At 61.7% G+C, this 14,535-nt stretch carries 17 protein-coding genes; 9 read left to right on the top strand and 8 right to left on the bottom strand.

What is annotated here, in order from left to right; genetic code table 11:
* Positions 1–2 precede the first annotated feature (2 nt).
* The 5 genes from I6E56_RS09175 to I6E56_RS09155 all read left to right on the top strand — a co-directional run bounded on the left by I6E56_RS09175 (position 3) and on the right by I6E56_RS09155 (position 3,410).
* Entirely contained in the window at positions 3–635 is a 633-nt protein-coding gene (locus I6E56_RS09175) for a GNAT family N-acetyltransferase (protein WP_197137520.1), read from the top strand.
* A gap of 259 nt (positions 636–894) precedes the next feature.
* Complete coding sequence (locus tag I6E56_RS09170) at positions 895–1,470, top strand: ATP/GTP-binding protein (protein WP_197137518.1); 576 nt, start codon at positions 895–897, stop codon at positions 1,468–1,470.
* A complete protein-coding gene (locus tag I6E56_RS09165; RefSeq protein WP_197137516.1) occupies positions 1,470–1,889 on the top strand; it encodes a roadblock/LC7 domain-containing protein in 420 nt (139 codons plus the stop codon). Before I6E56_RS09170 ends, I6E56_RS09165 begins: the two co-directional genes overlap by 1 nt.
* 52 nt (positions 1,890–1,941) lie before the next feature.
* A complete protein-coding gene (locus tag I6E56_RS09160; RefSeq protein ID WP_197137514.1) occupies positions 1,942–2,301 on the top strand; it encodes a hypothetical protein in 360 nt (119 codons plus the stop codon).
* A 68-nt stretch (positions 2,302–2,369) separates the two neighbouring features.
* The gene (locus tag I6E56_RS09155) at positions 2,370–3,410 is read left to right on the top strand and encodes a DUF2510 domain-containing protein (protein WP_197137512.1); all 1,041 of its coding nucleotides are present in this window, start codon (positions 2,370–2,372) and stop codon (positions 3,408–3,410) included.
* 14 nt (positions 3,411–3,424) lie between these two features.
* Here the strand turns inward: I6E56_RS09155 and I6E56_RS09150 are convergent, their stop codons facing one another.
* Entirely contained in the window at positions 3,425–4,339 is a 915-nt protein-coding gene (locus I6E56_RS09150) for a serine hydrolase (RefSeq protein WP_197138278.1), read from the bottom strand.
* A complete protein-coding gene (locus tag I6E56_RS09145) occupies positions 4,333–6,300 on the bottom strand; it encodes a M13 family metallopeptidase (protein ID WP_197137510.1) in 1,968 nt (655 codons plus the stop codon). Before I6E56_RS09145 ends, I6E56_RS09150 begins: the two co-directional genes overlap by 7 nt.
* Before the next feature lie 75 nt (positions 6,301–6,375).
* Between I6E56_RS09145 and I6E56_RS09140 the strand changes: the two genes are divergently transcribed.
* Positions 6,376–7,794 carry an MFS transporter gene (locus I6E56_RS09140; protein WP_197137508.1) on the top strand — a complete coding sequence of 473 codons (1,419 nt, stop codon included), beginning with the start codon at positions 6,376–6,378 and terminating at the stop codon, positions 7,792–7,794.
* Between the two features lie 33 nt (positions 7,795–7,827).
* Here the strand turns inward: I6E56_RS09140 and I6E56_RS09135 are convergent, their stop codons facing one another.
* The gene (locus I6E56_RS09135; protein ID WP_197137506.1) at positions 7,828–8,145 is read right to left on the bottom strand and encodes a hypothetical protein; all 318 of its coding nucleotides are present in this window, start codon (positions 8,143–8,145) and stop codon (positions 7,828–7,830) included.
* A 17-nt stretch (positions 8,146–8,162) separates the two neighbouring features.
* Positions 8,163–8,639 carry a hypothetical protein gene (locus I6E56_RS09130; protein WP_197137504.1) on the bottom strand — a complete coding sequence of 159 codons (477 nt, stop codon included), beginning with the start codon at positions 8,637–8,639 and terminating at the stop codon, positions 8,163–8,165.
* Positions 8,640–8,754: 115 nt separating this feature from the next.
* Here I6E56_RS09130 and I6E56_RS09125 point away from each other — a divergent pair, with 115 nt between their 5' ends.
* The 3 genes from I6E56_RS09125 to I6E56_RS09115 are packed head-to-tail and all read left to right on the top strand — an operon-like array spanning position 8,755 to position 11,139.
* A complete protein-coding gene (locus I6E56_RS09125) occupies positions 8,755–9,726 on the top strand; it encodes an alpha/beta fold hydrolase (RefSeq protein WP_197137502.1) in 972 nt (323 codons plus the stop codon).
* Positions 9,727–9,730: 4 nt separating this feature from the next.
* On the top strand, positions 9,731–10,426 hold the full coding sequence (gene nucS / locus I6E56_RS09120) for an endonuclease NucS (RefSeq protein ID WP_197137499.1): 696 nt from the start codon (positions 9,731–9,733) through the stop codon (positions 10,424–10,426).
* 50 nt (positions 10,427–10,476) lie between these two features.
* Positions 10,477–11,139 carry an HAD hydrolase-like protein gene (locus tag I6E56_RS09115; protein ID WP_197137497.1) on the top strand — a complete coding sequence of 221 codons (663 nt, stop codon included), beginning with the start codon at positions 10,477–10,479 and terminating at the stop codon, positions 11,137–11,139.
* On the opposite strand, the gene I6E56_RS09110 is transcribed toward I6E56_RS09115, so the two are convergent.
* The 4 genes from I6E56_RS09110 to I6E56_RS09095 all read right to left on the bottom strand — a co-directional run bounded on the left by I6E56_RS09110 (position 11,136) and on the right by I6E56_RS09095 (position 14,515).
* A complete protein-coding gene (locus I6E56_RS09110; protein WP_231606295.1) occupies positions 11,136–12,284 on the bottom strand; it encodes an NAD(P)/FAD-dependent oxidoreductase in 1,149 nt (382 codons plus the stop codon). The genes I6E56_RS09115 and I6E56_RS09110 overlap by 4 nt on opposite strands.
* Positions 12,281–12,811: an isoprenylcysteine carboxyl methyltransferase family protein gene (locus I6E56_RS09105; RefSeq protein WP_100387739.1), complete on the bottom strand. Its 531-nt coding sequence runs from the start codon at positions 12,809–12,811 to the stop codon at positions 12,281–12,283. Before I6E56_RS09105 ends, I6E56_RS09110 begins: the two co-directional genes overlap by 4 nt.
* Before the next feature lie 67 nt (positions 12,812–12,878).
* Positions 12,879–13,937 carry a type III polyketide synthase gene (locus I6E56_RS09100; protein ID WP_197137495.1) on the bottom strand — a complete coding sequence of 353 codons (1,059 nt, stop codon included), beginning with the start codon at positions 13,935–13,937 and terminating at the stop codon, positions 12,879–12,881.
* A 29-nt stretch (positions 13,938–13,966) separates the two neighbouring features.
* A complete protein-coding gene (locus I6E56_RS09095; protein WP_197137493.1) occupies positions 13,967–14,515 on the bottom strand; it encodes a DoxX family membrane protein in 549 nt (182 codons plus the stop codon).
* Positions 14,516–14,535 lie beyond the last annotated feature (20 nt).

The raw sequence follows: 14,535 nt of genomic DNA, 5'->3' as shown, positions 1-14,535 counted from the left end.
GCATGAAACCGTATGAGTCAACAGTTCCTCTGCACACCGAGCGCCTTGTGCTGCGCCGCCTCACGCCCAGCGAGCACGATATCGATGACCTGCACGCCCAGCAGTCAGACCCCGAGCTCACCACCTACATGCTCTATGAGCCCCGCGACCGCGCCACAATAATCAAAAAGATCGCCGAGTGGACAGCGAGCGAAGTTCTCGCCGAGACTGACGATTATGTGCAGCTGGCAATCGAGTTGCCGGATGCTGTTCCTCCTGTTGCTGCGGGTGCGGAGCCCTCAGCTCACTACCGCGAGCGCCGCCCGGTGATGATCGGAACCCTGTATTTCAAGATCGAGAGTGCTGAGGATTCGAATGCCGAGATCGGGTGGGCTCTGCATCCTGATTTTCAGGGCAAGGGCTATGCCCGGGAGGCAGCAGCCGCTCTGCTCGATCTCGCTTTTGACACGTTGAAGCTGCACCGAGTTTTCGCCAACTTGGATCCCCGAAACGACGATTCCGTTCGTTTGTGTCTCGCCCTTGGCATGCGGCATGAAGCACATCACGTAGAAGATATGTGGTTCAAGGCCGCGTGGGCCGACACCGGAATTTACGCAATTCTCGACCGCGAATGGGCCGCACACCGGCACAACTAGCGCTTTCGCACCAGCGTTCTAGTCGGCAAACCCCCCGGTTTTTCGAGTAAAACTTACACCCAATGATGGGGACAGACAGAACGTTCTGGTGCAGTTTTCTGCGGGCTCCATTCTCACGTCCCCCAAGTGGGGACTCGTGAAGATTTAGAGCAGCGCCGATTCTATTAACGCCACAAGCGATGACCGATCGTTTCGCACATTTTTCACGCCCATCTGATCGGGCGTTCGCTCCGAACCACTAACCAACCGAAAGAGATCTATGTCTGAGCATGTCGTTTTGTTTGCTGGCCCCATGGGCTCCGGCAAGACGACCGCTATTCGCAGTTTGAGCGAGATCGACGTGGTGTCCACTGAGGCTACCAACACTGATCGCGAGACAGCGGACAAAGAGACCACAACGGTCGCGCTCGACTACGGCGAGATCACCATTGACGACGTCACGAAGGTTCGCCTCTACGGCGTTCCAGGACAAAAGCGTTTCGATTTCATGTGGTCAATTTTGGCCGGCCGCGCACGTGGTCTCCTTCTTCTCATCAACAACGATGCACCTGACTCGGTCGCGCTGCTTCTCGACTACCTCAACGACTTCCGTGAGCTTCACGCCCGCGGCGCCGTCGTCATCGGCGTCACCAAGTCTGACGTTTCTGAAACACCCAGCGTTGCCGACTATTCGGCCGCGCTCACCGCTGCGTCCCCCGACCAGCTGATTCCCGTGTTCACCGTCGACCCTCGCAATGCCGAAGAGATGCGCACCCTGCTGCTGACCCTCGTTGCCAGTGTCGAAATGCGTGAACTCCTTGCACCTGCCCCGACACCGATCTCCGAGAACATCTAATGAACCTCACCCCTGCGCCCACCGCTGCCATCGCGTCGCACCTGAACCCCGTCCACATCGAAGCCGGCAATGTCACCCTCGCCGAAATGCAAGACCTCGCGAGCTCGCTCACGTTCGCCGCGCTGCTCACCGATGACGGCTTCGAGATCGTTCACCTCAACGACTCCCACGCTGATGGCGGACGTTTCGCCAGCATGTCCAGCTCAGTGCAAGCACTCAGCGACGCTGTCGCCCACGAACTGAAAATCGGCACCAACGAGTACGTGATCATTGCATCCGAACTCGGCCACGTCATCCAACTGCGCGTACAAGGGCACCCCATCGTGCTCGCCGCGCTGTTCGACACTCACGAAACTTTGGGCAAGGGCCTCTCGATCGCACGCATAGCCGCGCGTCGCATGGCCGAGCTCATCGCGTAAACCACGCACCACTAGAAGTACCACCAACCCGACACCAAAAACGGAGAACACAATGTCAAACATCACCGAAACCCTCGCAACGCTTCTCGAGACCGACGGCGCCATGGCCGCCGCAGTTGTCGACAGTGGCTCGGGCATGCTGCTCGGAAGCGCGGGAAGCGGCATCGACCTCGATGCAGCAGCAGCCGGCAACACCGAGGTAGTGCGCGCGAAGCTCAAGACCATGAAGGCTCTCGGCCTCAAGGACTCCATCGATGACATCCTCATCACGCTCTCGAGCCAGTACCACATCATCCGCCCGCTGGCATCGAACCCCGAGGTCTTCATCTACTTCGTGCTCGACAAGGCGAAGTCCAACCTCGCGCTTGCACGCATCAACGTCAAGACCGCCGACTCCAGCCTCGGCCTCTAAAAATCCACTCGCTGTGGCGGTCATCCGATGACCGCCACAGCAGGCTTCACTGCTCAGAAGGAATCATCATGACCGACGGAACCAGTATCCCCGCTGGGTGGTACCGCGACCCGCTCGGTGGTCTGCAGCTTCGCTGGTGGGACTCCACCGCATGGACCGAACACGTTTCGGCTCTCGACAGCACGCCAACACCACCGAACGTCACGATCGATGAAGAACAGTTCAACGTCAGCGCTCCCGCCACTGCCACGGACCCCGACGTACTCGTCATTCACCCAGCGCCGCGCAAGAGCGCCCGTGATCATGCGAACGCCAGCGCCTCTACGGCTCCGTCCATGCCTGCAATGGCACGCACGGCATCCACCGTTACAGCCACGGCTGCACCCAGTGCGCCACGGCGAGCGACAGCACAAATCCTCGACGTGACGCCGATTGAAGACGACAACAACCGAGCGGATGCCGCCTCTTCGGCGACCTCGCCTGGCAAGCGTCGCAAGGGCAGTGTCGACATCGCGCTCCCGGCAGCCACGTGGAATGCACTCAACCGTGCCATCACGGAAGCCGTCCACTCTTCGACGGATCCTCTCGTGGAGCTCCGCTTCGCCGACGCTCCCACTCTGGTCATTGATCCCCGCGGTGGCGTCTACTGGTGGGCTCAGCCGCTCGAAAAACTGTCCGAAACGACCACCGACGGTGACGTCGAGACGGTCACGCGCACGCTCGCCATTCATCACAGTGAGGCCGGCCGCGATTGGGAACCTCTCATCTGGCTCATCGGCACGCAAGCTCAGCCCGAGTCGTTTGATCCGCTCAGCCTCTCCGGTGCTCGTTTCAAACTGCGTCGCTGGCCGAACCTCACCACGCTCACCCACACCACAGACCAGATGAGCATGACGGCAATGCTCGGCGCCGCCTACTTGACCATCACCGAACTCGCCTCCCTTGCGCACGTTCCCGAAGATGAAGCGCGCCGGCTGGTGTCCACGTTTGAACTGATGGGGCTGCTGACTCACACGGTCGATACGACCGCAGACGTGATTCGGCTGCCTGAGACGGAAGCCTCGAAAGAGGGCATTTTCTCGCGGCTTAAAGCACGCTTCCGTCGCTAGCCGCGGGGTGCTGCTTAGTGCACGTACTCCAGCAGGTCGAAACCGAAGGTGCGCATCGCCTCGATCACTCGCAACCGTGACCGAATGTCTTTGTCATCAAACTGGATGGATGCCGCGTAGGCGACCGCACGCTTGTTGCCTCTGAGCGCGCCGGCTTCCGCTCGCACGCCCTGGTCGATTCCGGTCTTGTTCACGAGCAGAGTGTTGTGGTCTGCTCCGCGGTGAGCGAGAGGATCAAGCCCAAACGCGCTCGCCACGAGTGACAGGTCCGCGTTGAGCGAGAGCCAGCCGAGCACGCGCTGACTGGCGATCGAGTTCACAATTTCCCCGCGGGCGAGCGCACCAAATAGCCAGCTGAGTTCCACGGCGGAACCGACGGAGAGCTGGGGTGCGTCGTCGGGTCCGCGAGTGTCGCGCACGAGATCGAGGAGTGCTGTCTTAGTGAGACCGAGGGATTCGGTGCGGGCTCGCACGGCATCCAAACCGATCTGGCGCAGCAAAATGTTGGTCGCCAGGTTGTCATTGGTGGCGCCAACGAGCGCGGCCAAGTCGGCAACAGGTAGCGATGGTGCTTGCAAGTGTTGCCAGAGGCCGGCAGAGCCAACGGATGCGCCGGGCACTTTGTCGAGGATGCCGTAGGGCGCAAAGTCTCGGCTATCGAATCGCGCCGCTACTTCGATGAGCAGCAGGATTTTGCCGATGCTGGCCGTGGGAAGCTCCACGCGATCGTCGATACTGAGGATCGTCTTGCCAGTGTTGATGTCAACGGCACTGGCAGATACGCGCACGCTGCGATCGGCAAGCTTCAGTTTTCCAAGCGCGTCAAAGGTACTGGTGAAGTTGGGTACTTCTCCAGTTCCGGCATGCTTCGCAACTCGGGGGGTGCGAATGCGATTCCGGCGTTCTCGGGTTTGCTCGATCTCTACCAAATAGTGACGCGATCTTTCGGGTCCAGCCACAACGAATCGGATTTCGTAACACCAAATGTCTCATAGAACGCGTCAAGATTGCGAACAATTTGGTTGCATCGGAACTCGTTCGGCGAATGAGGATCGATTGCGAGCAAGCGAATCACCTCTTCATCGCGTCCCTTTTGCTGCCACGCCTGCGCCCAAGACATGAAGAATCGCTGCGCGCCGGTGAGGTCGTCGATGACGGGAGCTTCGGCTCCGTCGAGAGAGAGTTGGTAAGCCTTCCACGCGATCGCGAGCCCGCCGAGGTCGCCGATGTTCTCGCCAATCGTGAGCGACCCATTGACGTGGTGCTCGGGAACTTGAGCAGGAGCAAGCGCGTCGTACTGAGCGATGAGCGATTTGGTGCGCTCTTCGAACGCGGCCTTGTCTTCGGGAGTCCACCAGTCGATGAGGCGACCGTCGCCATCGTATTTGGAACCCTGGTCGTCGAAACCGTGGCCAATCTCGTGCCCGATGACGGCACCGATGGCCGCGTAGTTGGCGGCGTCATCCCGACCCTCGTCAAAGAACGGGTACTGCAGGATGGCGGCGGGGAACACGATCTCGTTGAAGCCGGGGTTGTAATACGCGTTGATGGTTTGGGGAGTCATGAACCACTCGTCGCGGTCGAGCTCTTTGCCAATTTTGCCGAGCTCACGCTGGAACTCGAACTCGTTGGCTGCCCGTACGTTGCCCGCGAGGTCATCCGCGCTGATCTCGAGCGTGGAGTAGTCGCGCCACTTGGCGGGGAAACCAATCTTGGGAGTGAACTTGTCGAGCTTGTTGAGAGCACGCTCACGCGTGGTTGGGCTCATCCATTCGAGCTCGGTGATCGACTGACGGTAAGCCTCAACGAGGTTAGCGACGAGCACATCCATCGCCGCCTTCGCCGTCGGCGGGAAGTGGCGCTCAACGTAAATCTTGCCGACGGCTTCGCCAAGCACTCCTTCAACCAGCGAGACGCCGCGCTTCCAGCGAGCACGAAGTTGGGGCGTGCCCGACAGCGTACGGCCGTAGAAGTCGAAGTTGGCTTCAACGAATTCGCCAGAAAGATACGCGGCGTTCGTGCGGATGACCTGCCACGACAACCAGTCACGCCACGCCTGCAGGTGGTCGTCACTCAGCACGGCCTCGAGCCCTTCGGCGAAGCTGGGTTGACGCACAACAACCTCGTCGAAGGCGTGGGCGGGAACATCGATGGCGTCGAGCCACACGTTCAAGTCGATCGCGCCCGTGAGGTCATTGGCAGCCTGCCACGTCATCGGGTTGTACGTCTTTTCGCTATCGCGGTTGGCGACGTTATCCCAATGCTTCGACGCGATCTCGGTTTCGAGGGCGACGATGCGGGCGGCACGCTCAGCGGGGGCATCGAGACCGGCGAGCGTGAGCATCCGCTCAATAAAGGTTTCGTACTTGGCGAGGATTTCGGCGAACTTTTCTTCGCGGTAGTACGACTCATCAGGAAGACCAAGGCCGCCCTGTTCGAGGAAGACGAGGTAGCGCTCGGGGTTGCCAGGGTCGTTGTCGACGAAGAGTTGGAAGAACCCGCTCGTGCCGCCGCGTTCGAGGCGACCGAGAGTGCTCAGCAAAGTGGGGATGGAGTCGACGGCGGCGGCTTCTGCGAGCTGCGGTGCGATGGGGGTGGCGCCGAGTTCGTCGGCACGGGCCTCGTCAAGGAAGCTGGCGTAGAGGTCGCCGACCTTGCGTGCTTCGGTGCCAGGCTCAGCGGACTGCGATTCGATGATGATGTCGCGCACAGCCTCTTCGGCTTCTTCGGCGAGCACCATGAAGGAGCCGTAGCGAGCCTTGTCTGAGGGAATCTCGGTGCGGTCAATCCAGGCGCCATTCACATGGCGAAAGAGATCGTCTTGAGGGCGCACCTTCTCATCAAGATCGTTGACGGCAATTCCGGAAGGCAATGACGATTCGGCACTCATGCACCCCAGCCTAGAGCGTTCTTTACAAGGATTAGCTGCGAATCGAAGACCAGTGGATAGGCCTACACTTAACTGATGACAGCCTCTGACTCGGCCGCCACACCACCATCTCTTCCCCACGGCCTCACCACCCACCAAGTGCTTTCGTGGCGCAATGCGATTGCAACCCTCTTCGCGCTCGCTGGCTTTTCCTTTGCCAGTTGGGTTGGTCGCATTCCGACCGTTCGCGACACCTTTGATGCCAGTCACTCCGAAATCGGCGTGCTGCTGTTTGGGCTCGCCATCGGGTCGCTCTTGGGGCTCGTCGTTGCCGGCAAGCTCGTTGAACGGTTCGGCGCTCGGATCGTGGTGCGGGCGTGCGTTCTGCTGTTTGTCGCGTCCCTCGCGGCCACCGCGATCATCATCGGGCTCGTCGGAAGCTTCTTTGGCGCCGTGATTTCGCTCGCCGTGTTCGGCTTGGCCTTCAGCACGTACGACGTCGCTATTAACCTGTCGGGCACCGCCAATGAACGGCTGCTCGGCCGTTCGAGCATGCCCACTCTGCACGGGTTTTACAGTCTCGGCACGATGGCCGGGGCTGGATTTGGAGCGGCGGCGGAAGCTCTGCACGTCCCTCTCGCCACCCACCTGATCGTGGTGTCGATAATCGTGCTGATCACCGCACTGGTCGTTTCCGCGTTCATCCTTCCGGAGCGTCTGGCGGATCCCCCGCCGAACACGGTTGAGATAAAGATCGCCGCCGGAGAGCTGACCGCACCGAAGCTCAAGAGTGTCTGGCTTGAACCACGCACCATCCTGATCGGCATCATCGTGCTCGGCATGGCCTTCGCTGAAGGCTCGGCCATTGACTGGCTCGCGCTCGCCATGGTTGATGGCTACGAAATCTCCAACGCCTTCGGCACCCTCATCTTCGGTGTCTTCGTGACCGCCATGACCGCAACCCGCTTCTTCGGAGTTCGCGCCCTTGACCGCTTTGGCCGCGTGCCCGTGCTGCGCGCATCCGCTGGTCTGGCCGCTGCTGGCCTGCTTCTCGTCATCTTCTCGCCTGCTGTCTGGCTCGCCGTTGTGGGCACCGCACTGTGGGGCGCGGGCGCCGCGCTCGGTTTCCCCGTGGGAATCTCGGCCGCTGCCGACGACCCCAAGCGCGCCACCGCCAGAGTCACCGCCGTCGCGACGATTGCGTACGCGTCAACCCTCATTGGACCGCCCATGATTGGTGTACTCAGTGACCAAGTCGGCGTGCTGAATGCTCTGCTGCTCATCGTTGTTCTCGCCATCATTTCTGGGCTACTTTCGCCGTACGCCCGCGAGCTGGCAGGCCGCCACGCTTACAGCTACATCGACTTCTCTTCGCCGGGTCCAACATCCGCTGCCGTCAGTATTGCGACCACAGAAATGCACTTCGTGATCACGCCCGAGCAGATCGAAGAGGCTCAGCGAGAGAACGAACGACGCGGCTTGGGCAAGTTCAAGCGCAAGCGCCCCGGCAAATAGCGCGGAGCAGCTTCTTCGATGTTTCTCGGGGGTCTACTTCGTTTGATTCGGGTGCGCTGTGTGGACAGCAACTAGGTTTACGGTTTTGCCCTCGACGTAAAACCAGATGCGCGCGCCATTTTTGAGTTCATACTGCCATTGATCGTGACTTATACCTGCGCGCACCACTACCGCTAGATCGCCTTTGAGCGGATGACAAGTGCCGTCGATGCTCTGCGGATCGCGCGTAAGGCGGTCCCACGCGTCAACAACCGCATTGAGTTGGGTCGCACGAACGTCACGCCAGCCCTTTTCGGCGGAGGCGGTCGCACAAACGATCGCGAACTCAGCTCTCTTGATCGGTCGCGGCACCGATTGGTTCTTGGGGCTCAAGACGCGCGCGGGTCGGTGACTTCTGCCGCGACATCGAGCCAGTCGTTAGACACGTTTCGCAACCCAGCAGCGTAGGCCTCGGCAGTGCCGCGCCAGCCGTTCAGCGTGCCTAGGAAAAGGTTGTGCTGTTTGAGCGAAAAACACGCTCGCGCCGATGCAATGAGTTCGTCCGCAAAGAGCGCACGCTCGTTCTCTGAAAGCGCTGCTGCCCAGGGGAACGCATCAGTCAGTCGTTGAGCAAAAACCTCTGGATCGACCATGACTGCTACCCCGATAAGCGAAGCAGCTGCCGACAAAACCTGATCGGTCTCGTCTGCCGCGGCTTTGGAGGTGAGGACCAAAGGCTCAGCATCGCGCCGTGTTACCAAGACTGGGCCGCGCTCTGCAGCATGAAAAACCTCGGCAGAGTTGCGCGACAGCTCTGACGACTGCACTTGAGAGGTGATCGCAGGATGCGGTGTGGCGATTGACATAACTCAATTATTCCGAACACGTTCTGAATTGGCAACTTTACGGAGCATATTCTCATTATTAGTGTCTGCGAAAACAAGACACCACTGTTCCCTGTTGCGCTCCTAAGCTAGAGACGTGTTCGCCCCCATCACGCCTGATTTCCACGACTGGTTGAGTCGACCCGACGGGGCACGGCTGTATTGGGAAGAGTCCGGCCACCCGCACGGACAGGCAGCGATCTACCTCCACGGCGGACCCGGAAGCGGGCTCGGACGCGGAGGATACCGGCGGCGCTTCGACCCCTCGCAGTACCGAATCATTGGATTGGATCAGCGCGGCTGCGGACGAAGCACCCCACTCGCCATCGACGAACTCGATTCGCTCGACACCAATACAACTCAAGCACTCATTGCCGACCTCGAAGCTTTGCGCGAGCACCTCGGCATAAAAACATGGGTTCTGCACGGCGTCTCGTGGGGCTGCACGTTAGCGTTGGCGTACGCGCTCGAGCATCCGAATAGAGTGACCGGCCTTGTGCTCGTCGCCGTGACCACCGGGGCGCGTGAAGAAGTTGAGTGGATCACCGAAGGTGTTGGCGCGGTCTTCCCGGAGGCGTGGGCCCGGTTCGCTTCAATAGCCATCGATGGGGAGCGACCCGTCGACGCGTACGCGCGGCTACTTCGCGACCCCGACGCGACAATTCGAGCTGACACTGCCCGAGGGTGGGAGGCGTGGGAAAGCACCCACGTCTCGTTGGACCCCAATTGGGTTGCCGGCCCCCTGTTCGACAACGATCGTGATCGGGAGAACTTCGCCACCCTCGTGACTCACTATTGGGCAAACGACTGTTTTCTCGGCGGCGCCTCGCGAATCTACGATCGCATCGCAGACCTCAAGGGGATTCCCGCCACCCTCATCCACGGCCGTCGCGACATCAGCGGGCCGACCAGCACGCCCTGGCGTCTTCACCAGAGCTGGCAGAGCAGCGAACTCATCGTCATCGAAGACGAAGGCCACGGCGGGCCCCGCGAGATGGAATGCGCCGCAGATGCTCTCTCGAAGCTGATCTCATCGGCTGATCATCCTGCCTCCGGTCAGCTACCGTAGGACGGTGCGACTTGTCATAGCCAAATGCTCCGTTGATTACGCCGGACGTCTCAGTGCCCACCTGCCCCTCGCGACGCGACTGCTGTTGCTGAAGGCCGACGGCAGTGTGCTCGTGCACTCCGATGCGCTCTCGTACAAGCCGCTCAACTGGATGAGCCCGCCCTGTGTGCTTTCCACCCTTGAGCCCCAAGCTGAGCAGTCGGATGCCGGAGTCACCGAGATCTGGAAGGTCGCCCACACGAAATCGGCCGACATGCTCATCGTCTCGATTCACGAAATCCTGCACGACTCCAGCCACGAACTAGGCGTCGACCCCGGACTACAAAAGGATGGCGTCGAGGCTCACCTGCAGAAGTTGCTGGCCGAGCACATCGACATTTTGGGTGACGGCTACCGTCTTGTGCGCCGCGAATACATGACTGCCATTGGGCCGGTTGATATTCTCGCGACCGATGAGAAGGGTGCGAGCGTTGCCGTGGAGCTCAAGCGCCGCGGCGATATCGATGGCGTGGAGCAGCTGACGCGCTACCTCGAGCTGATGAACCGCGACCCGCTGCTGGCTCCCGTCACGGGCATTTTTGCAGCCCAGGAAATCAAGCCGCAGGCACGCACGCTCGCGAAGGACCGCGGCATCCGCTGTGTGCTGCTGGATTACGACGAGATGCGCGGCCTCGACGACCCCAACATGCGATTGTTCTAGTCTTCCGGCGGTTGTTCTAGTGTTCAGGCACACGGCCTAGGCTGGTAGCGATGGCTACTAATTGGACTTGCATTCTCGTTGACCTTGACGGCACGATCGCTGACTCAGCGCCCGGAATCACGGCGTCGCTCACCTACATGTTTGAGGAAATGGGCTACCCGGTTCCCTCGGCAGAAGAGTTGCGCGCCTACGTCGGGCCGCCCCTGCTGGATTCATTCCGTGACCGTGCCGGCTTCACCGCGGTGGAATCGACTCAAGCTATGTCCATCTACCGCCGCCACTACATGGAGGGCAACAGCGCCAATGGCAGCGCCATTTTCCCCGGCATGGCCAAGGTCCTGAAGACTCTGCACGCAACAGGAATTCCGCTGTCGTTGGCGACCTCGAAGCCCGAGTTTCCCGCATCCGTGATTCTGGATCACGCGAACCTCACGCAGTACTTCCGTGTGATGGCCGGTGCCTCGATCGATGAGATTCGCAGCGCCAAGAAAGACATCGTGGCCGAAGCGCTTACGCGCCTGAAGATGATCGGTGCCGACGTGAGCAACCCGGTCATGATCGGTGACCGCTTCTACGACATCGAGGGCGCAGCCGAGCACAACATCCCCACGATCTATGTCGACTGGGGTTACGGCAACCCGGGCGAATCCGAGGGATCGCTCGCTGTGGTGTCGAAGGCAGAAGAACTGCTGCCGCTGTTGCTTCCTAGCTAGCGCGCCAGGCTTTCCACAACGCGACCGTAAACGCGCGGCAGTCGCGCGGCGAACGGCACGATGGCTCGGCGCAGCGGTGAGTTTGCAGCGGCCACGAGCCCGGTGGTGAGCATCCGGAAATCACGGGTCACTCGCCGCCACTCGCGTTCGTAGCGTTCGGGTTTGCCGGCGACAATGCACTCGATCGCGGCGCGCGCTTCCGCCAGCCCTAAGCGGATGCCCTCCCCCGTGATCGCATCAACGTAGCCAGCGGCGTCGCCGACGAGCAGCACTCGGCCCGCACGTTGCCCAGTGGTGTTCTGGAATAGGGGGCCAGCACCCCGCACTGTCGATGCGGGAGTCGCCCCGCGCAGTCGTTCGGCGAGCGCCGGCACACTCGCCAGCGCCTCCTCGAACGACGTTCCACGCGGGCCAAGCACCGCAACACCGACCTCTGTGTCGCTCACCGGCGTGACATACAGCTCAGCGGTCGGCGCCCAATGCACCTCCACGAGATCACTCCACGGAGCAACCTCAAAGTGCTGCCGGATGCCGAACCGCCGAGAATCACGTCGCCTCACGCGGCGAGGGCGCGCGGCCAGACCAACCAGCTCCCGCACCGTGGAGTGCAGACCATCGCAGCCGAGCATCCACCGTCCCTCGATAGTGCGACCGTCAGCGAGGTGCGCGGATACCGCGCTCGCTTTGGCGCCGCCCGACTCACCGTCATCCTCTTGCTCGATCGCCTCAACCTTGCCGTGCTCGAACTCGACGCCGAGCTCGACCGCACGTTCGCTGAGCGCCCGGTGCAGTTCGGTGCGACGAACACCGAGCGCGGCATCCGAAGCGAAGCGGTGTTCGGCGATGCGGGTGCCGTCTTGATAGCTAATGCCTGCGATCCTGCGCCCGCGCGGGTGAACCCCGAGGGCAGCGAGTTCGGTGACGGCGCCGGGCATGACTCCTTCGCCGCAGGCCTTGTCGATGGTGCCGGTGCGGGGTTCGATCACGAGGGCGGTGAGGCCGTGCATCCGCGCGTTGATGGCGGCGGCGAGACCGATAGGCCCGCCACCAACGACGATGACGTCGACGACCGGCGAAGCGCTCGGTTCGGCCACCACATCAGCGGCCGCACCTGCAGCAACCGCATTCTCACCCGCCGCACTCATGGCGTCAGTTCGCGCAGTGCCCGGTTTTCGGTCGGGATGCGGAACGCCAACAGCAGCACCGCATTCAGCACCGTGAAGACAATCGCGGTGACCCACGCGGTGTGCACGAGCGGCAATGCAATGCCCTCGATCGCGACAACCAGGTAGTTGGGATGCGGCAGCCACGTCAGCTTGTACGGTCCGCGGTTCTGCACGCGGCCGGCCCCGGGCACGACGATGACCCGCGTGTTCCACTGAGCGCCAAGCGAGTTGATGATCCAGTAGCGCGCCGCTTGGCAGAGCAGGGTAATCACGAGCATCGGGATTCCGAGCCACAACAGGAAGGGACGATCGGCGACGATCACTTCGACAACGCAAGCGATGAGCAGCCCGGTGTGCAGGGCCACCATCCACGGAAAATGCTTCTGACCATACTCACGACCGCCACGCTCGAAGGCTGCAGCGGCATTGCGCTTCGAGATGCGCAGCTCATAGAGGCGCTCCATGCTCGTGCCCACGATGAGGGCGATGTAGGCAATGACGGTCATGCGCGGGGCTCCTTCATGCTCACCACTCGGCCGTTGCGATAGCCGTGAAATCCGGCGACGCCTCGCATCACGACCACTCCAAGAGAACGAATTCGGCGCTCACGCCCGGACCGAGAGCGAAGGCGAGAGCGTGACTACCGGGGGCTGGCGCGGGGTCGGCCTGCAGAGCATCCGCCAGCACATGCAGCACGGCCGCCGACGACAGGTTGCCGACGCGCGCGAGGCAATCCCAACTCGACTGCAGGTCGCTGCGTTCAAGCCCGAGCGAACTCTCGAACGCTTCGAGCACGCGCGGACCACCCGGATGCGCAATCCAGGTATCGATGTCGGCGATCGTCAGACCGTTGCGGCCCAGAAAATCGCTCACCTCGCCCGGGAAGCTGTTCTGAATCACGTCGGCCACGCCCGCGCTCAGCACGATCTCGAAACCGGTGCCGCCCACGTTCCAGCCGATCACATCGTGACTGTCGGCGACGAATGTGCTGCGGGTGTCGATCACGCGCGGGCCGGGTTCGCTGCGGTTCTCCCCCACCATCACGACCGCCGCGGCACCGTCGCCGAAGAGGCCGGTGGCGACAAAATTGGCCATGGTGTGATCGTCGCGTTGCAGAGTGAGCGAGCACAGCTCGACGCTCAGCAGAACGCCGACCTCATCCGGATGCCCGACCAAATAGTCATGCACGCGGGCCAAGCCCGCGGCCCCCGCCAAACAGCCCAGGCCAAACGAGGGAACCCGTTTCACGTCGGGGCGCAGGCCCAAGCGCGGGATCAGCAGCGCGTCGATCGACGGCGCCGAAATGCCGGTCACGGAAGTAAAGAACACAAAGTCGACATCGCTCGGGGCGAGGCCGGCATCCGCGAGCGCCGTGGTCAGTGCACGCTCAAGCAGCTCGGTCGAGACACGGATGAACTCATCGTTTGTTTCACGAAAACTGCCCAGCTCGGGGTATCGCTCGAGAGGAAGCGCCATGTGCCGGCGGTCGATGCCGCTAGCGCCATGCATCCGTTCGATTACGGCCTGATGGCGGGGATTCTCGGCCAGAAGCGGCGCGAGCATGCCCGTCATTTCGGCTTGCGTGTAACTGTATTTGGGCACCACCGGGGCGACTGCCGCAACTCTGCTCATTCGGCGACTCCGCTCATGGAGTGAAGCTATCACGCACCGAGGTTTCGACTGTCGTTGCGGCGGGCGGCACGCCACGCGCGCCACGCTCCGGTCGACCAGAGGGCCCAGAGAACGAGCACGGGTTGGAACGGCATCCGAATCCACCGTTTGAGATCGGTGTCGAGACCGAGCGAATCGACCTGATTCACGAGCTGCGAGATGTTGCCCGGGTAGATCGCGATAAAGAAGGCGGCGGCAACCCAGCCCACGTGCGGGCGGTACTTCTTGGCAAAGATCAGCGCACTGCCGAGCGCAATTTCGACGATTCCGGATGCCACAACCACAAAGTCTTGGTCGAACGGTTGCCAATCGGGCACTTGCGCCTGAAAGTCTTCGCGCGCGAACGTGAGATGGCCGATGCCGGCAAAGACGAGGGATGCACCAAGCGCGATACGTCCGACGCGGCGGCCGATGCGGCTCGCGCGAGAGCCTTCCTCAGGGGTGTTCGAATCTCGCACCGATGCGACCTTGATCTCCTCGCTCTGCCCGCTGCGCGTGCCGCGCCCGGTCGAATCGTTAGCCGCAGGTGTCTTCGTCATTCGACCATACTGCGGGCGCT

The organism is Salinibacterium sp. NK8237 (genome assembly GCF_015864955.1).
GTDB lineage: Bacteria > Actinomycetota > Actinomycetes > Actinomycetales > Microbacteriaceae > Rhodoglobus.
The sequence above is the reverse complement of the archived record's forward strand: the minus strand, read 5'-3'. Positions and strand labels throughout refer to the sequence as shown.